This window comes from Paraburkholderia sp. GAS348 (assembly GCF_050434205.1).
Lineage (GTDB): Bacteria > Pseudomonadota > Gammaproteobacteria > Burkholderiales > Burkholderiaceae > Paraburkholderia.
In genome coordinates, this window is sequence record NZ_JBNPVT010000006.1 from 19,951 (window position 1) to 37,847 (window position 17,897).

The 17,897-nt window shown below is 61.0% G+C and carries 14 protein-coding genes; 2 read left to right on the forward strand and 12 right to left on the reverse strand.

What is annotated here, in order from left to right:
- Nucleotides 1-331: 331 nt before the first annotated feature.
- The 9 genes from P3T22_RS12500 to P3T22_RS12540 all read right to left on the reverse strand — a co-directional run bounded on the left by P3T22_RS12500 (nt 332) and on the right by P3T22_RS12540 (nt 13,434).
- Nucleotides 332-2,047 (reverse strand): SpoVR family protein, encoded by a 1,716-nt coding sequence (locus P3T22_RS12500; RefSeq protein ID WP_181448410.1) that lies wholly within the window; start codon nt 2,045-2,047, stop codon nt 332-334.
- Nucleotides 2,044-3,315, reverse strand: a complete 1,272-nt coding sequence (locus P3T22_RS12505; protein ID WP_063495930.1) for a YeaH/YhbH family protein — start codon at nt 3,313-3,315, stop codon at nt 2,044-2,046. Before P3T22_RS12505 ends, P3T22_RS12500 begins: the two co-directional genes overlap by 4 nt.
- A gap of 290 nt (nt 3,316-3,605) precedes the next feature.
- On the reverse strand, nt 3,606-5,528 hold the full coding sequence (locus P3T22_RS12510; RefSeq protein WP_063495929.1) for a PrkA family serine protein kinase: 1,923 nt from the start codon (nt 5,526-5,528) through the stop codon (nt 3,606-3,608).
- 547 nt (nt 5,529-6,075) lie between these two features.
- Nucleotides 6,076-6,837, reverse strand: coding sequence for a hypothetical protein (locus P3T22_RS12515; protein WP_063495928.1), 762 nt, complete (start codon nt 6,835-6,837; stop codon nt 6,076-6,078).
- A 325-nt stretch (nt 6,838-7,162) separates the two neighbouring features.
- Nucleotides 7,163-8,944 carry a methyl-accepting chemotaxis protein gene (locus P3T22_RS12520; RefSeq protein WP_429325122.1) on the reverse strand — a complete coding sequence of 594 codons (1,782 nt, stop codon included), beginning with the start codon at nt 8,942-8,944 and terminating at the stop codon, nt 7,163-7,165.
- Between the two features lie 262 nt (nt 8,945-9,206).
- Complete coding sequence (locus tag P3T22_RS12525) at nt 9,207-10,250, reverse strand: LacI family DNA-binding transcriptional regulator (RefSeq protein WP_063495926.1); 1,044 nt, start codon at nt 10,248-10,250, stop codon at nt 9,207-9,209.
- Between the two features lie 403 nt (nt 10,251-10,653).
- Entirely contained in the window at nt 10,654-11,616 is a 963-nt protein-coding gene (locus P3T22_RS12530) for a sugar ABC transporter substrate-binding protein (RefSeq protein WP_063495925.1), read from the reverse strand.
- A gap of 150 nt (nt 11,617-11,766) precedes the next feature.
- Nucleotides 11,767-12,744, reverse strand: coding sequence for a magnesium/cobalt transporter CorA (gene corA, locus P3T22_RS12535; RefSeq protein ID WP_063495924.1), 978 nt, complete (start codon nt 12,742-12,744; stop codon nt 11,767-11,769).
- A 249-nt stretch (nt 12,745-12,993) separates the two neighbouring features.
- A complete protein-coding gene (locus P3T22_RS12540) occupies nt 12,994-13,434 on the reverse strand; it encodes a hypothetical protein (protein WP_063495923.1) in 441 nt (146 codons plus the stop codon).
- A 281-nt stretch (nt 13,435-13,715) separates the two neighbouring features.
- Here P3T22_RS12540 and cydX point away from each other — a divergent pair, with 281 nt between their 5' ends.
- Both cydX and P3T22_RS12550 read left to right on the forward strand, forming a co-directional pair.
- Nucleotides 13,716-13,865, forward strand: a complete 150-nt coding sequence (gene cydX, locus P3T22_RS12545) for a cytochrome bd-I oxidase subunit CydX (protein ID WP_063495922.1) — start codon at nt 13,716-13,718, stop codon at nt 13,863-13,865.
- Entirely contained in the window at nt 13,862-14,473 is a 612-nt protein-coding gene (locus tag P3T22_RS12550) for an AAA family ATPase (RefSeq protein WP_429325123.1), read from the forward strand. Before cydX ends, P3T22_RS12550 begins: the two co-directional genes overlap by 4 nt.
- 206 nt (nt 14,474-14,679) lie before the next feature.
- On the opposite strand, the gene P3T22_RS12555 is transcribed toward P3T22_RS12550, so the two are convergent.
- The 3 genes from P3T22_RS12555 to P3T22_RS12565 form a co-directional block, all read right to left on the reverse strand.
- Complete coding sequence (locus P3T22_RS12555) at nt 14,680-15,777, reverse strand: saccharopine dehydrogenase family protein (protein WP_063495920.1); 1,098 nt, start codon at nt 15,775-15,777, stop codon at nt 14,680-14,682.
- Between the two features lie 424 nt (nt 15,778-16,201).
- Entirely contained in the window at nt 16,202-16,660 is a 459-nt protein-coding gene (locus tag P3T22_RS12560) for an Lrp/AsnC family transcriptional regulator (RefSeq protein WP_054039581.1), read from the reverse strand.
- Between the two features lie 185 nt (nt 16,661-16,845).
- On the reverse strand, nt 16,846-17,730 hold the full coding sequence (locus P3T22_RS12565; RefSeq protein WP_063495919.1) for a LysR family transcriptional regulator: 885 nt from the start codon (nt 17,728-17,730) through the stop codon (nt 16,846-16,848).
- Nucleotides 17,731-17,897 lie beyond the last annotated feature (167 nt).

The following is a 17,897-nucleotide window of genomic DNA, read 5'->3' on the forward strand; positions in this document are numbered from 1 at the left end:
CTCGAGGCAGGTTGAGCTCGGTCACAGGCACTGCAGGGAACGGGTTGTCATGCGAGGGAACCTGCAAGGACGCAGCAGATGATTCAGCCCCACTTATAAGTGGCGGCTGCCTGTTCGAGGTTGGTGAACTGGGAACAGTAGGCTTGTTCTTACTGCTCGTAGGGAGGAAAAGACGACATAGCGTTTTTCAGTACTTTTTCACGAATTACTGAAAAACGGATACCGGGCGACCTGCCCGACTTCGAATGACAGAAGCCCCTGTTCGTCACTGACAAACAGGGACTCCAGACAACTCAAAACCCAGCCTTCCGTATGGCAAGGCCGAGCGAACTCAAACCCTTATCGCTGGCGGCACATACTTACACTCGTACCGCTTCCTCACCGTCCCATTCTCATCGACGCTTTCCAGGTAGACGTCGAACTGCCACAAGCGCGCCATATGTTTCAGCACTTCATCGCTATCGCCGGACAAATGCCGGTTGTCGCTCATGAAATGCCGCAGCGTCAGACTCCGGTCGCCGCGCGTGTTCACCGCCCACACCTGGATATTCGGCTCCCTATGATGCATGTCGTACTGCCGCGACAACGCCTGGCGCACGTACTGATATCCGCTGTCGTCATGAATCGCGGACACTTCGAGCGCATCGCGCATGTCGTCGTCGAGCACCGAGAATAGACGCATCTCGCGGATCAGATGCGGCGACAGATACTGTGCGACGAAGCTCTCGTCCTTGAAGTTGCGCATTGCATAGTGCATTGCCTGCAGCCACGGGCTGCCCGCCAGTTCGGGGAACCACTTGCGGTCCTCCTCAGTCGGCGATTCGCAGATCCGCCGGATATCGCTCATCATCGAAAAGCCAAGCGCGTACGGGTTGATGCCGCTGTAGTAAGGCTTCGTGACCGGCGGCTGGTAGACCACATTGCTGTGCGAATGGAGAAACTCCATCATGAAGCCGTCTTCCAGCTTGCCCTGGGCGTACATCGTGTTGAGCAAGGTGTAGTGCCAGAACGTGGCCCAGCCTTCGTTCATGACCTGGGTTTGCCGTTGCGGATAGAAATACTGGCCGACCTTGCGCACGATGCGGATCACTTCCCGCTCCCACGGCTCGAGCAGCGGTGCGTTCTTCTCCGCGAAATACAGCAGGTTTTCCTGCGGCTCGGGTGGATAACGCTCCTCGATTTCCTCCGGCAACGGCGTATGCCGGGTCGGCAAGGTGCGCCACAGTTCGTTGACCTGCGATTGCAGATAAGCCTCACGTTCGCGGCGGGCCGCAAACTCCTTTTCCAGCGACAGTTTTTGCGGACGTTTGTAACGGTCCACGCCGTAATTCATCAACGCGTGGCACGAGTCGAGCAGTTCTTCCACCCGGTCGAGCCCGAAGCGCTCCTCGCACTCCGCGATGTAATTCTTCGCGTAGACGAGGTAATCGATGATCGCGTGCGCATCCGTCCACAGCTTGAACAGATAGTTGCCCTTGAAGAACGAGTTGTGACCATAGGCCGCATGCGCGATGACGAGCGCCTGCATCGTCATCGTGTTCTCTTCCATCAGGTACGCGATGCAAGGGTTCGAATTGATGACAATTTCGTACGCCAGCCCCATCTGCCCGCGACGATAGCTTTTTTCAGTGGAAAGAAAGTGTTTACCGAACGACCAGTGACGGTAGTTCACCGGCATGCCGACGGATGCGTAAGCATCCATCATCTGTTCGGCGCTAATGAGTTCGAGCTGGATCGGATACACGTCGAGTTCATATTGCTCTGCAACAAGGGCAATATGCGAGTCGTACTCTTCGATCAATTCGAAGGTCCAGTCGGACGGGCACGGCAAAGGCCGTCTATCGCCTACGTTCATACGGACTTCCCTTTGCCCCTCAGTGGGCGTTCCGGTGTGTCCCCGTGCAGCAGCGGTGTCGACTGCTCCGGCAGCGGCGGCTCCCGTATTGTCCGCCTTCGCCTCGGCATGCCCCGACTGTTGCTGCTGCGGCACGCCTTTTCCGCGCTCCGGGTGATAGCCGCGCGCTTCGTTGTGCAGGTGTTTTGTCATGAAGACGCTACCTGCTTCTCAAACAACTCCCGAAACACCGGATAAATGTCAGCCGCGGTTTCGACCTTCTTCATCGCCATGTGCGGCTGGCTCAGCGCCAACTGTGCATATTCGAGCCACAGGTTCTGCTCTTCCGGCGTGACCTGGATATACGCAAAATAGCGCACCTTCTCCAGGATGTCATCTGAAAGTATCTTGCGGCACTTGGGTGAGTCGTCGGTCCAATTGTCGCCGTCGGAAGCCTGAGCGCCGTAAATATTCCATTCAGTCGGCGAATAACGCTCGTCCATCACCTTCTGCATCAGTTCCAGCGCGCTCGACACCACCGTGCCGCCGCTTTCCGTCGAATGAAAGAACGTGTCTTCGTCGACTTCTTCGGCGCGGGTGTGGTGGCGAATGAACACCACTTCGATCTTTTCGTAGTTACGCTTGAGGAACAGATACAGCAGGATGAAAAAGCGCTTGGCGAGATCCTTGCGCTGTTCGTCCATGGAACCGGACACATCCATCAGACAGAACATCACCGCCTGGCTGGACGGCGTGGGTTGCTTCACCCGGTTCACGTAGCGCAGATCGAACGGATCGATAAACGGAATGCGCCAGATGCGCCCGCGCAAATGGTGAATTTCCTCTTCGAGCAGTTTGATTTCGTCGCGACGGTCGTCCGGATCGGCCTTCATCACTTCGAGTTGCCGTTCCATCTCGTGCAACTGATTGACGAGCGGCGCACCGAGCGCGATGCGGCGGCCGAGCGCGCTGCGCAGCGAGCGGACCACGTCGATATTGTTTGGCGTGCCTTCGGCCGCCCAGCCGGCGCGGATGCTTTTCCACGTAGGCACGGCCATCAGATGAGTTTTGACGAGACGCGGGAGTTCGAGGTCGTCGAAGAAATACTGCATGAATTCTTCGCGGCTCAGCTCGAACACGAAGTCGTCCTGCCCATCGCCCTCGTTGCTCGCCTGGTTGCCCCCGCCTCCGCCACCGCCCCCTTGCGGGCGCTGGATCTTGTCGCCGCGGATGTAGTCGGAATTGCCCGGATGCACCATTTCCCGCTTGCCGCCGGGACCATGCCGGAACGACGGTTCCGCGATGTCCTTGCGCGGAATCGTGATGCTCTGGGTGTTCTGGATGTCTTTGATGCTGCGGTCGCGCACCGCTTCCGAAACGGCGCGACGAATATAGTTCTTAACGCGGCGCAAAAAGCGCTCGCGATTTGCAATGCTCTTGTTCTTACCAGCTAACCTGCGGTCGATGATTTGATGAAGCACGCCCGGTCTCCCGTGTCGGTTGGAGTTAGCGCTTTAGCGCTTACTCCAACCCCATGCACCGCATGTCGGTCTGAGTTGGCGCTTTAGCTGTCGACCAGAGTTAGCGCTTTAGCACTTACTCTGGTTCCATGCAAAGCACTTACTCAGCCCCCCATGCAACTGCACTAATTTCCGCTGCGCGAGACGCACGTTGCAATAGGCATGTCTGCAAACACAACGCTATGTCCATACAACTTGCGCCTCGCAAGGTGCCCACGCGGTCGGACCGCGCGGGCGGCACGCAGTGCGCATCATGACGACTTGCGCACGCGCAGATACCAATCACACAGCAAGCGTACCTGCTTCGGCGTATAGCCCTTCGTCACCATCCGGTTGACGAAGTCTTCGTGCTTGCGTTGCTCTTCCGCCGAGCCCTTGGCGTTGAACGAGATCACCGGCAACAGCTCTTCCGTGTTCGAGAACATCTTCTTTTCGATCACGACGCGCAGCTTCTCATAACTGATCCACGCGGGATTCTTCCCCGCATTCGCAGCACGCGCACGCAGCACGAAGTTGACAATCTCATTGCGGAAGTCCTTCGGGTTGCTGATGCCCGCGGGCTTCTCGATCTTCTCCAGTTCGGCGTTCAGCGCCGCGCGGTCGAAACTCTCGCCGGTGTCGTGATCGCGGAACTCCTGATCCTGAATCCAGAAGTCCGCGTACGTCACATAGCGATCGAAAATATTCTGACCATACTCGGAATACGACTCCAGGTACGCGGTCTGAATCTCCTTGCCGATGAACTCGGCATAACGCGAAGCGAGCACGTCCTTGATGAACGACAGATACTTCTGCTCGGTTTCCGGCGGGAACTGCTCGCGCTCGATCTGCTGTTCAAGCACATACATCAGGTGCACCGGATTCGCAGCCACTTCCGTCGAATCGAAGTTGAACACGCGCGACAGGATCTTGAACGCGAAGCGGGTCGACACGCCGGTCATCCCTTCATCCACGCCCGCGAAATCGCGATACTCCTGATACGACTTGGCCTTCGGATCGGTGTCCTTGAGATTCTCGCCGTCGTACACCTGCATCTTCGAGAACAGACTGGAGTTCTCCGGCTCCTGCAAACGCGTGAGCACCGACATCTGCGCCATCATCTTCAGCGTACCCGGCGCGCATATCGCACTGGCCAGCGACGAATTGCGCAGCAGCTTCTCGTAGATCTTGACCTCTTCGCCGTAGCGCAGGCAGTACGGCACCTTCACGACGAAGATCCGGTCGAGCAGTGCTTCGTTGTTGCGGTTGTTGCGGAACGCCTTCCATTCCGACTCGTTCGAGTGGGCGAGAATCACGCCGTCGAACGGGATCGCGCCGAAGCCTTCCGTGCCCTTGAAGTTGCCTTCCTGAGTGGCGGTAAGCAGCGGGTGCAGAACCTTGATCGGCGCCTTGAACATTTCGACGAACTCGAGCAAGCCCTGATTCGCGAGGCACAGGCCACCGGAGTAGCTGTACGCGTCCGCATCGTCTTGTGCGTACTGTTCGAGCTTACGGATGTCGACCTTGCCGACCAGTGACGAAATGTCCTGATTGTTTTCGTCACCCGGTTCGGTCTTGGCGATACCGATCTGACGAAGGATCGACGGGTAGCGGCGCACCACGCGAAACTTGCGGATGTCGCCGTTGTATTCGTGCAGGCGCTTCACCGCCCATGGGCTCAGAATATTTTTCAGGTAGCGGCGTGGAATACCATATTGCTCTTCGAGGATCGGACCGTCCTCGTCGTAATCGAACAGACCAAGTGGCGACTCGTTGACCGGCGAGCCCTTGATCGCATAGAACGGCACGCGTTCCATGAGTTGCTTAAGACGCTCCGCAATCGACGATTTACCGCCGCCGACCGGTCCCAACAGATACAGGATCTGTTTCTTTTCTTCGAGCCCCTGGGCCGAATGCCGGAAGTAGGCGACCACCTGCTCGATCACCTCTTCCATTCCGTAGAACTCACGGAATGCGGGGTATACCTTGATGACCTTGTTCGCGAAGATACGCGACATGCGCGGATCGTTGCGAGTGTCGATCTGTTCTGGTTCACCGATTGCCGTCAACATGCGTTCGCCAGCCGTAGCGTACGCGGCGGGATTGTCTTTGCAGAGCGCGAGATACTCCTCGAGCGAGAGTTCATCCTCTCGCGTTTTCTCGAAGCGGGTCGCGAAACTGCTGTAGATATCCATGCTACCTCCTCGCCGAAGTCTAGACCGATGTCGTGCGCGGCGCGCTATTCGGAAACGACATCGCTCGAATTCATCCTAAACCCTTTTAAATTTTTTTTCACGAACTACGTTGCGAAAATCGCGCCGTACCCGCCTCCCGACATTCCTCACTTGGAAACACAGATACGCTCACCTACAATCTTGCGCTCGCACACAGCGAATGCGCAGCCACTGCCGGCCCACGCTGCGGCCTCTCCAACGCCCCCTGCTCGCCGTGCTGCCCAGCACGTTCGCTATGCTCCGTTACGCGAATCGTCTCGTTCATCGAACGCTTTCACTGCTCTACCGAACAACCTGTCTGCATGCACACACTTTGTTGCATCGAACGCGGACGTTATGCGCTTTCCTGTATCCTGCGACTCTTTTCATCAACGCGCGGCATCGCCATTTGGTCTACAGCGACAGGCGCTGTGTTACATGTTCGTTCGCCATGCTGACCAGAAGCACGTGCTTGGTGCTTCGTAATGTGCGGTTACAAGCTGACCGTTACAAGCAGGCCGCGGCACGCTCAAGTCAGTTCAATCTCCACTTCTCCTAGACCGTCGATATGGCCGCGCACAATGCCCGGCTTGTCCACATTGTGCGCACCGACGTACGAACCGGTGGTGAGCGTCCATTCCGGCTCGATGGTGATACCCATCGCGGCGCAATGGTTGACGAACCACACTAGCAGTTCGCGCGGATCGCCAGCCGGATTGCCGGTGGCTTCCGGCACCAGTGAGTTGCCGTTGAAACTTAGCTCCAGTTCGGGCGATACGAAATCGAAGCCGCGTGCGAGGCCTGCATAGGCAACCGGATGGCCGGTGATCAATGCGCCATTGTTCTGTGCGTCGGCCAGTTGCGCGAGCGGCGCGACATTAGGCCACTCGGTAAAACGGCTATCGACGATCTCGATGGTTGGCAGCACGACACCGACCTTCGAGAGCACCTCGTCGCGCGCATAAGCCCGGCCGCGCGGCTCGATTGCCTCGGCGAAACGAAAGGCGATCTCCAGCTCCACCAGCACCCGGAAGAAGCCGGTATGGGCCACCCGCGTGGGCGACGGCAGCACCAGCGAAGCTGGAATCGGCGCGCCCGCGGCGGCCCCGCCCGGCGCTCTGGCGCCGATCTTCCATGCCCCCGTCGAATCGCCGAGGCCTGCGATGACAGCCTGCTGGATCGCATAAGCGGTTGCCGCGTCAGGCGGCAGACTGTCGGGTGGCGGCGCATCGATCGGGCGATGCTGCCGGCGGGCTTCGACGAGGCGGTGCGCGAGGTCGTATGGCGTCATGTCGTCCTTTATGGCTGGCGCGTTGAGCGGGGTGGACTGCCGCGCTGAGTTGCGGCGGTTAGGATAGCGGGCTCACGGTCCGCGCGCTGACTGCCTGAAGCGGCGATGTCGCCGATGCAAGCCGTAGTCGCGCCCGTCAATGTACCGGATCACGGCGCTCGCCAGGGCGCCGACAACGCTTGTGAACGCTACTTAGTCCGCAGAGTATGAAAAAAGACCGCAGTTGCATGCGCAATCGCGGTCTTTATCGTCATGCGGCCAATCCGCGCAAGCATGGTTCCGTCTAATGTTTCATCGGGAACGAATGTTGCGAGGCGGTGACCGGTCAGAAGGTTTCCCAATCCTGATCGCTGCCGGCGCTCGCCGCTGCCTTGGCAGGCGCCCTCGTCGGCGCGGCGGCAGCCACCGTTGCCGCGGGTGCGGCAGAGGTCCTGGCGGTGCCGGGCTGCGCGCCAGCGTGTGACATGGGGGATGACACCGGGTGTGACACTTTGCGTGCCTCTGCCGCGCGAACCGGCGCGGCTGCGCGCTTCGGCGCCGCGCTCACCGGCGCCTTGTAGCCGCTTTCTTCGAGCTGGAACACCGCGACCGCGGTACGCAGCTTGCCGGCCTGATCTTCAAGCGAAGACGCTGCCGCTGCAGCTTCTTCGACCAGCGCGGCATTTTGCTGCGTCACCTCGTCCATCTGGGTGACCGCGCGCGCCACCTGGCCGATGCCGCTGCTTTGCTCCTCCGAGGCCGCTGCAATCTCCCCCATGATGTCGGTCACGCGTTGCACAGCACCGATGATCTCGGTCATGGTGCGGCCCGCTTCGTCGACCAGGGCCGAGCCGGACTGCACGCGCTCCACCGAGGTGTCGATCAGCTCCTTGATCTCCTTGGCCGCCGCCGACGAACGCTGCGCGAGGCTGCGCACTTCGCCTGCCACCACCGCGAACCCGCGCCCTTCTTCGCCGGCCCGCGCCGCTTCCACGGCCGCATTCAGGGCCAGGATGTTGGTCTGGAACGCAATCCCTTCGATGATCGAGATGATGTCGGCAATCTTCGCCGAGCTCTGGTTGATGTCGCCCATCGTGCCGACCACCTGGCTGACCACGGCGCTGCCCTTGTTGGCAATCTCGGACGCGTTGGCCGCCAGCGAACTCGCCTGGCGAGCGTTGTCGGCGTTCTGCTTGACGGTGCCGGTCAGCTCTTCCATGCTCGACGCGGTTTCCTGCAGCGCCGACGCCTGCTCTTCCGTGCGCGTGGACAGGTCGATATTGCCGGCTGCGATCTGGCGCGTGGCGGTCGCAATCGATTCACTGCCGCTGCGCACCGTGCGCACCGTTTCGGTGAGACTGCGCTGCATTTTGGCGATGCCTCCAAGCAGTTGCCCCATTTCGTTACGCGAGGTGACCACGACCGGGCGGCGCAGATCGCCAGCGGAGATCGCGTCGAAATGACCGAGGGCGGCGTCGAGCGGGCGGCCAATCGCGCGGCTGAGCGTCAGGTAGGACAGCACGGCGGCGAGCACGCCGACCAGAAGCGCACCGGCGCTCACCACGCGGAACATCTCGAAGCTGCTTTGCGCGGAGTCGTAGCCTTGCTCGGCCGACGTGAACTGAAACTTGCTCAGCGTATCGTCGGACGTGGCGAGATCGTTGTACGCCACCTGCATGCGCTTGGCGCCGTCGATGATCTTGCTCTGGTCGTTCGCCGTGATGACCGCCGCAAAGCCATCCAATTCCTGATGCAGCGCGTCACGTTTGGCGATGACGTCCTGCGCGAGACGGTCTTGCTCTGCGTCGCGCGGCAGATCCATATACTTTTTCCACCACATGTCGGAGGTGGCGCGCATCGAATGCGCACGCTCGATCGTCGGCGCCGCTTCCGGCGTGCCGATCATGAACGCCGCCCGGTCGAGCGCCAGCCGCTCGCGCGCGGCATACAGTTCGGCGTTGCCGATATCGACAGTGCTCGGCATTACATTCGTGAAAGTGTCCCGGTGAGCGGCGTTCGATCGGCTCATGCCGAACAGACCAAAAACGCCAATCGCGACTAGCAACGCGGCGAGAAAAGCCATCGTGAGGCCAATCCGCGCCTTGATCGTGATGCCTTTGTTCAACATGCTCGTTCCTGTACTTAGCAAATAAGAGACTGCGTGCGCAGCGCGGGGTAGCGTGTGGCGGCTGCCTGCATGGCGCTGATTTGACTACGCGCTCTAATACCCAGGTTTACGGCATTCCGTTTGCGTACTTGAAGGTCTTATATGGTAGGAAGAAAGATGCTGTAAGCAATTGGAAATAATTACAAAGCACCGACGGACCGCGTCCGTGCGGAGAGCGGACACGAAGCCTTTCGGCGCGCGCCCGGCAACGCAACGCCCGATATCAGGCCGCCAGATCGCGCCTCGCCGCGCCGGCCCACGTCGCGGTCGATTCGCGCACGATCAGGCGCGGCGACACGACACGCCGGCGACCCAGTGCGCGCGGAGGACTGCCCGACGACGTCCCGGCGATACGTTCGATCAGCGTCTGCGCCGCCATATCGCCGAGCGCGCGGACCGACTGCCCCACGGTCGAGAGCGCCGGATAGGTGAATCGCCCCAGTTCGATATCGTCGAAACCGATGATCGAGCAATCGTGCGGCACGCTGATATTGCGCTCTGCCGCGGCGCGTAGCGCACCGATGCCCATCATGTCGTTGCCGGCAAAAATCGCCGACGGCTTCACGGTATCGAACAGCTGTCCAGCCGCGCGATGGCCGCCGGTCCCCGAAAAATCGCTTTCGACAATGGCGCCGGCCGGAATCTCGATGCCGCGCTCCGTCATGGCGCGAATGAAGCCGTGTACCCGCATGGCGCTCACCGCCGTCTTCACGGGCCCGGTGATGCAGCCGATCCGCACGTGCCCCAGCTCGAGCAGATGACGCGTCGCAATGTAGCCGCCCTTCTCGTGGTCGATCTGCACCAGATCCGCATTCACGCCTTCGATATTGCGGTCCACGACGACCAGCGGCTCCCGGGCGTCGGCGAGCGTCTGCGCCAGCACCGCGTCATCGCCCGCCGAGGCGACGATCAGTCCGTCGATCCGCTTTTCCTGCAGCACGCGCAGATAGTGACGCTGCTTGGCCGGATCGTCGTCGGAATTGCAGAAGAACAGGCAGTAGCCGTTGCGCGAGCAACCATCCTCGATCCCGCGCGCCATCTCCGCGAAATACGGGTTCGTGCTGTTCGGCACCACCAGACCGATCGTCGCCGTGGCCCGCGCCTTGAGCGAGCGGGCCACCGCCGATGGCACATAGTGAAGCTGACGGATCGCGTGTTCGACCTTTGCGCGCACGTCGGCCGACACCGGCCGTGAGTTGTTCACCACGTGCGATACCGTCGTGAACGACACGCCTGCCACGGCCGCTACATCTTTGATCGTCGCCATAACCTGTTGCTCTCCTGCCTGTTGTTCCCGCCGGCCACGCCACCTGACGACCCACCGGACATCCTCATCGAAGACAGATCAAACTCATGAATACTTATGCTTTACCGCCTTTCCCACACTTCCAGCGTCGACTGCGCTTGAGACGCCAGGGTGCTGACGAATCCGTCGCAATCCTGGTTCCGAGGCTCCCGGCGCGGCCTCGCGCGATGCACTCGCATGAGGCCGCCAACGACAGCGACGTGTCACGCCAGCCCAATGCGCGGAATGCTCAGGCGCTGTCGGCCACGCACCCTCCCGCGGCGCAGCCAGCGTCATGACGCTCACCTCTGAATTTAACGGCGGCGCAGCAGGTTTCTTGAGCGTTTATTGAATTGGCACGGTTCCGGCACCGGCTGCCCGACCCTTACCTGGTCACCAGGTCGCACGGCGTTTCCACCACACCGGACAACTGCGACTGTTTCCTGTGCTCGTTGATCGCCTTCAGCGCGGTGTCGATACCGAACACGGCCTGCTTGGCGGCGTACTGGTCGGCGGTGGCCAGGACACGGCCATCCTTGAGCATCGGCCTGATCGCGTTGATATTGTCGTAACCGACCACCAGCACCTTGCCCTGCTTGCCTGCCGCACGGATGGCCGAGACCGCGCCGATCGCCATATTGTCGTTGCCGGCGAGGAGCGCCTTCAGGTTCGGATACTCATTGAGCATGGCCGACGCCACGGCGTTGCCCTTGTCGATTTCCCACTCGCCCGATTGCACCGACACGACCTTCGCGCCGACGGTCTGCATGGCGTCCTTGAAGCCCGCGGTGCGTTGCTGCGCGTTGGTCGTGGTCGACACGCCTTCGATAATGCCGACTTCATCGCCCGCCTTCAGCTTTTTGGCCAGATAGTCGCCGACCTTCTGCGCGCCCTTGCGGTTGTCCGGGCCAACGAACGGCACGTTCAGGTCTTTCGACTTGAGCACATCCGGGTCGAGCCGGTTGTCGATGTTCACGACGATGATGCCCGCGTCGACGGCCTTCTTGACGACGGGCACCAGCGCCTTCGAGTCAGCGGGGGCTAGCACGATCGCATCGACCTTCGAGACGATCATCTGTTCGACGATCCGGATCTGGTTCGCGGTATCGGTCTCGTCCTTGATGCCGTTGGTGATCAGGTCAAACTGGGAGGCATTGTGTTTCTGGTAGTTTTTCGCACCGTTTTCCATGGTCAGGAAGAACTCGTTCGCGAGCGACTTCATCACCAGCGCGACCTTCAGCTTATGGGCGGGCACGGTTTGCGCGTAAGCGGAAGAAAACGGTAAAGCGGCGGTAGCGGTGACGAGAACTGCGGCCGCCAGCATGCGGCGGCGAATGCGATGGCTCATGCCTCTCTCCAAGGTTTGTCGGGCTCGCGGTCGAGCCGTATTTCTAGTTATTCGCAAACGTTTGCGAGACCTATTCTCAGTGTGCCCGCTAATGGGTGTCAACGATTCGCGGTGTTGCGGTGCACCGCCTGTTCGGCGGCTAACGGCGTGTCAAAGCCAGCCGGCCTTGCGGAAGCGCCAGTACAAGACCAGATCCACGGTCAGCATCACGGCCAGACAAACTGGATAGCCGAACTTGTAATGCAGCTCGGGGATGCTCTGGAAGTTCATCCCGTAGATGCCGGCGATCATGGTCGGCACCGCGAACAACGCGGCAAACGAGCCGAGCCGCTTGGTCACCTCGCTTTCGGCAAGCGAGATCATCCCCAGATTGACCTGCACCGCAGTCACAACCATTTCGCGCCGGCCGTCGATGATCTTGACGATCCGTTCGAGGTGGTCGTAGACGTCGCGAAAGTACGCCTGCATGCCTTCGCAGATGCTCGGAATCCGGCCACCCGTCAATTTGCCGATCGCTTCCTGAAGCGGCGCAATGTGATGCTGCAGAATCACCAGACGGCGTTTCAGCGAGTACAGATCTTCAATGATCGTGCGCGATGCCGCCGAATTATTGCGCTCGAAGATGCGGTCTTCGAGTGCTTCGATTTCAGTGTTCATTGCCTCGATGATCGGAAAATACCGATCGACGATGTCATCCGCCAGCGCGTACAGCACGAACGCCGAGCCCTGCTTGAGCAATTGCGGCTCGCGCTCGCAACGGGCGCGAACGTTCTGAAACCCGACGCGCGTGCCGCGGCGCACCGACAGCACATAGTTGTGCCCCACGAACACGTCGACCTCGCCGGTCAGCAGTTCGCCTTCTTCGTCCATTTCCACGGTATGCATGACGGCGAATAGCGACTCGCCGTACTCCTCGATTTTCGGACGTTGATGGCCGTTTTGCGCATCTTCGATCGCGAGTTCGTGCAGGCCGAACTCGTGTTTCATCACGGCCAGTTCGCCCGGCCCCGGGTCTTTCAGCGCGACCCAGACGAAGCACTCGGGCCGCGCCACGTAGTCGCTGATGCTGTCGATATCGATGTCAGCCAGCTTCCGGCCGTCCTGATAGGCGGCGCAATTGATCAGCATGTTGGATTACCTTGAAAACGGTACAGACCCGCCGGCTTCGCACTGTGCGTAAGCCCAGTGGCGGATCTGCACGAACGCATACACGACAGCCGCCATGTTAAGGGCTCTGCGTGAACGTCATGTATGCAATTGTTAAAGCTTGCGTGCCGCGGCGGCGGGCGCAGTGCGGCGCGCACTGGCCTTGCCCGGCGTGCATCCCGTATTCGCGGGCATTGTTGGACACGTATCGTACGGCGGCGCGCCCCTGCGCTATTGGGCAACCCTGCGCAAGGCGATGCTGTGATCTTCGCCGAAGGTGACCGACGCGCGGTTCGTATAGCGCGTATCGGCCGTGACCATAAAGCGCATCTCCACGACCGGATCGAATTGCGTCGAAACACCGATGCGATGCACACCGGGGCTCAGATAGAAAACCACATGCTCGCCGTTCATCAGGTCGGTGACCTGCTCGCCGTCGATATACACCAAGGCATCGCGGAACCGGACGATAAGGTCACGAGAACGTTCGCGCCGTACGTCCACCCCAACCAGTCCGTTGCCGGGCTGCGTGTAACCAGGCTGGACGATGCGCGCTTGCGGCACCTCCTTGAACGGGACGGGTTCGGCAGGGGTCGAGGCGCAACCCGCGAGCGACGCGATCACCAGCGCAAGCAGCGCGGCTTTGCAGTGGAAGTGCTGGCGCATCGGCATGCTGGGTCTCCCGTGTTGTTGGTGGCGTTGCTCTTGTTCTTGTTATAGGCGCATTGCGCCATCCTGGGCGAACGGCCAACCGTCCGCTCACCCTCTTGCGCGCTGCCGCGTTCTTCTTCATGATCGTTGCAAAGCGCTGCGCTGTGGGCGCCGAGCACTGCGGATTTACCCTCAGATCCGCAGCGTGGTAGTTTTGTCTGCCAGCAGGTTTGCTTCTCGGTACCGGCCAGGCGCAACGCTTCATCGCCTGCCTCGCCGGACATACGATCAAGGAGACTGCAATGTGGTATTTCACCTGGATTCTCGGCATCGGTGTCGCGTTGGGCTTCGGCATCATCAATGTGATGTGGCTGGAGGCCGGCGGCAAATTCGCGCGCGACCCGCAGCACGCCGGCGCCCCGGCCGCCGCGCCCGAGGACACGTCTTCGTGACCCGTCTGGTTTTCTTCTGCGGTCACGCAGGCACCGGCAAGACAACTCTGGCGAAAATGCTGATCGGCCCGCTCATGCAGGCGAGCGCTTCGCCTTTCTGCCTGCTCGATAAAGATACGCTGTTCGGCGGCTACAGCGCCGCCGCCATGGCCATGCTGACCGGCGACCCGAACGACCGCGACAGCCCGCTTTTCCTGCAACACCTGCGCGATCCCGAGTATCGCGGCCTCCTCGATACCGCCCGCGACAACCTCGAACTCGGCATCAGTGCGCTCGTGGTCGGGCCACTCTCGCGCGAAGTGCGCGAGCGGCGCCTTTTTGATCGCGCCTGGCTGGGTATCGGTGCGGACGTGGCGCTGCGAGTGGTGTGGATCACCACGTCGGAAGAGATCGCGCATCAGCGCATTGTCGATCGCGGCAATCCGAACGATGCCTACAAACTCGCGCATTGGGACGAGTATCGGCAGCGCCGCTTCGTGCCGAGCGGCGAGATTTGCGAAGATCTGTTGATGTTCGACAACACCGCGCCAACCCAGGCGGACTACGAAGCGTTGCTTGCACGCATAGTAGGTGAGCCGCATGCGATGCTGCCGCTGCTACCTGTGTAGCTTATCCGTGTAGCTGCCTGTGTAGCTCACCTGTGTAGTGCCAGCCGGTTTCGCACCGGCGCGCGAAACGCAAAACGCCCCGCAGTGCGGGGCGTCCTGGGCTGTTCTAAGGGGGCCTTCTGCGAGGCCTTCCTGGTTGCTCGCGGCAGTCACTGCCGCGTGGTCGCACGGCCCTCGGTTTTGAGCCTCAACGCGACAGTCTCCGCTTACACCGTCGCCATCGCATCCAGCGACTGCCCTTCGTACAGTTTGCCAAAGCGGTTCGCGAGGAAGTCGTGCAGCGACACCTGCTCCTGACGCACGAAGCCGCTTTGCGGCAGCTTCTGCTCGCGGAACAGATCGAGCACCGCGCACATCGCGCCGGCCGTGGTGATCTGGATCGCGCTCATCGGCACGCCGCACACCGTCTTCGCGAAAATCTTGCGGGTGAACACTTCCTGCACCAGTTGACCGTCGCGCATGCCGCTCACGGTGATGAACACCAGCACGACGTCTTGCGCGGTCGAAGGCACCGAACGGCGCATGATGGTCTTGAGCGTATCGCGGTCGCTCGCAAGACGCAGATCTTCCAGCAGGAACTGCATCAGCTTGCGGTGGCCCGGATAGCGCACCGACTTGTAGTCGAGCGACTCGACCCGGCCCGACAGGGTTTCGCACAGTGTACCTAGACCGCCGGACGTATTGAAAGCTTCGTATTCGGTACCATCGAGCGAGAAGTGTTCGAGGCCTTCGAGCGGCTGCACCCACTGCGTGCGGCTGTCGCGGATCGCTTCGCACGGCTGGCAGTATTCGTTGATCAGGCCGTCGACGCTCCACGTCAGGTTGTACTTCAGCGCGTTGGTCGGGAACTCCGGCAGCGCGCCGACGCGCATCTTGACGTCGCGAATTTCGGTGAAACGGTTCGCCAGCTCATGCGCGGCGATACCGATGAAGCCCGGCGCCAGACCGCACTGCGGCATGAAGGCGTGGTCGGCGTCGTCGGCGATCGCGCGGATCGCGTGGGTGGCGCGCACGTCTTCGGTCAGATCGAAGTAATGGACGCCCGCGCCCTTGGCGGCCGAGGCCACGCTCACCGCCAGGTAATACGGCAGCGCGTTGACGAGCGCGTCGAAGCCTTGAATGGCGGCGCGCAGCGCGGCGGCATCGGCGGAATCGACGCGGCGGGTCGGGATGCCCTGAGCGGCAAGCTTATCGAGCGCGTTCTGGTCGCGGTCGAACGCGACGACGTCGTAGTCGCCGGTTTCGCGCAACATGTGGGCGATGGTGTGACCGATCAAACCTGCGCCAACGATGGCTACTTTCATACGCTTCTCCTTTGTCGACCGGAGTTAGCGCTTTAGCTGTCGGCCTGAGTTAGCGCTTTAGCGCTTACTCAGGCCCCATGCAAAGCACTTACTCCGGTCCCATGCATCGCTGTCGACCGGAGTTAGCGCTTTTAGCTGTCGGCCAGAGTTAGCGCTGCAGCACTTACTCAGGCCCCATGCAAAGCACTTACTCCGGTCCCATGCACGATGGTTGCTGTTATCTGCTGTCTCCAGCTTGGGAAGTGCGCAGCGCTTAGGCGCTGCGCCCGGCGGGCTGAACCCTCGAGACACAGTTTAGGGAGAAGCAAAAACAGTTCATACGCGCAAAATGCTGCGCTATGACCATGACCTTCGACGTTATGACGATGCAGTCAGTCGATATGTCGAAAACGTATCAAAACGGCGTAAAAATTGGGCAGCAGGATCACACCATGCCGCGGTCGATCTTGCGCGCAAGAATGATCGACGTGGTGGTTCGCTCCACACCTTCCAGGCCGCCAATCTCGTCGAGCAGATCGTTGAGGCGATCGGGTGAATCGGCGCGCAGCCAGGCAACATAGTCGAACTCGCCGCTCACCGCGCATAGCAGTTGCACCTCGGGCATCTTGCCGAGACGTTTCTGCACGGCAGGCCCGTATTTCGGCGCGATGATGATGCCGACGTATGCCTGGATGCTCGAGTCGAGCACGTCCTGACCGAGTCGCACGCTATAGCCGCCGATCACATTGCTACGCTCGAGCCGGGCGATCCGTGCGATCACGGTAGTGCGCGCCACGTCCAGTTGGCGAGCGAGATTGGCGACGCTCTCACGGGCGTTGGCTTGCAGCAGCGCAACAAGGTTGCGGTCGAGGTCGTCGAGTTGGTCGAGGCGCGGAGGTCTCATCGGGGGGCAAGAAGTTGGTCAGCAGTGGAGCGGATTATCGCGCGTCTTGCACACCGGGCGGCAGGCAAAGGAACCCGAACCATGGACGGCGCAATGATGAGCGGCTAACAGTGATCGGGAAGCGGCACGCAGGAAGCTGGAAACGCAGCGGAACAAGATAAGCGACGCGAGGCGAAGCGGCACGATCACACCCCGAACCGCTCGATCACGAAATCGATGAAGCTGGTGAGCTTCGGCGTTGCACGGCGGTCGCGTGGGTAAACCAGGTGGACGGGCGCACCTTCGGGCAAATAGTCTTCCAGCACCGACACCAGTTCGCCGCTGGCAATCTCTCCCGCAAGCAGCGCCTCCGGCTGCAACACCAGCCCGAAGCCGCGCAATGCGGCAACCTTGAGCGCCTGGCCGTTGTTCGCCCGGAACCGTCCGGCGCGCAACTGGTTTTCGTCCGCGGTCTCGCCGCCTAGCCGCCACAAACCCTCGCGGCCCCAATGCAGAAAACCCAGGCATTCGTGCTGCATGAGATCGGCCGGCGTGCGCGGTGTGCCGGCCCGCGCCAGATAGGCCGGCGACGCGCAGGCGCGCATCCGGTAAGGCTTCAACGGCCGCGCGACGAAACTGGAGTCCGGCAAGTGGCCGATTCGCACCGACGCATCGAAGCCCTCTTCCACCAGGTCGATCACGCGATTCGACAGATCCAGTTCGAGGCTCACGTCCGGCCATGCGCTCAGGTAGTCGGTCATCGCAGGGGCAAAGACTTCGACACCGTACGTCAGCGGCACCGTCACCTTCAGCACGCCGCGCGGCGCGGCTGCCATTGCCTCGGCTAGAGACTCCGCCTCCTTGACATCCGCCAGAATGCGCTTGCACTGCTCGTAATAGTGCCGGCCGATTTCGGTCAGGCTCTGACGACGCGTGGTGCGCGTCAGCAGGCGCGTCGCGAGCCGCGTTTCCAGCGAGCGGATGTGCTTGCCCACCATCGCCGACGAAATGTCAAATCGCTCGGCCGCCGCCGTGAGACTGCCCGCTTCGACCACGGCGACGAAGACTTCCATGCTGACGAATTTGTCCACCCGCTATTTCCTGTTCGTTTCGGTTGTAAGCGTTTGTCGTACCGCAGCCGCATTGCGTTTCGGTTGTAAGCGTTTGTCGTACCGTAGCCGCATTGTAGAGATATCGTGATACAAATAGCGGCGACGGCGAAGCGGGCAGCCGGCCGCCGTGCGTCGCTATGCCGATG

Bases quoted from the DNA above. Each gene is read 5' to 3' on its own strand.
- P3T22_RS12500 (WP_181448410.1), bottom strand. From the start codon at position 2,047: ATGACAAAACACCTGCACAACGAAGCGCGCGGCTATCACCCGGAGCGC.
- P3T22_RS12510 (WP_063495929.1), bottom strand. From the start codon at position 5,528: ATGGATATCTACAGCAGTTTCGCGACCCGCTTCGAGAAAACGCGAGAG.
- P3T22_RS12515 (WP_063495928.1), bottom strand. From the start codon at position 6,837: ATGACGCCATACGACCTCGCGCACCGCCTCGTCGAAGCCCGCCGGCAG.
- P3T22_RS12520 (WP_429325122.1), bottom strand. From the start codon at position 8,944: ATGTTGAACAAAGGCATCACGATCAAGGCGCGGATTGGCCTCACGATG.
- P3T22_RS12525 (WP_063495926.1), bottom strand. From the start codon at position 10,250: ATGGCGACGATCAAAGATGTAGCGGCCGTGGCAGGCGTGTCGTTCACG.
- P3T22_RS12530 (WP_063495925.1), bottom strand. From the start codon at position 11,616: ATGAGCCATCGCATTCGCCGCCGCATGCTGGCGGCCGCAGTTCTCGTC.
- corA (WP_063495924.1), bottom strand. From the start codon at position 12,744: ATGCTGATCAATTGCGCCGCCTATCAGGACGGCCGGAAGCTGGCTGAC.
- P3T22_RS12540 (WP_063495923.1), bottom strand. From the start codon at position 13,434: ATGCCGATGCGCCAGCACTTCCACTGCAAAGCCGCGCTGCTTGCGCTG.
- cydX (WP_063495922.1), top strand. From the start codon at position 13,716: ATGTGGTATTTCACCTGGATTCTCGGCATCGGTGTCGCGTTGGGCTTC.
- P3T22_RS12555 (WP_063495920.1), bottom strand. From the start codon at position 15,777: ATGAAAGTAGCCATCGTTGGCGCAGGTTTGATCGGTCACACCATCGCC.
- P3T22_RS12560 (WP_054039581.1), bottom strand. From the start codon at position 16,660: ATGAGACCTCCGCGCCTCGACCAACTCGACGACCTCGACCGCAACCTT.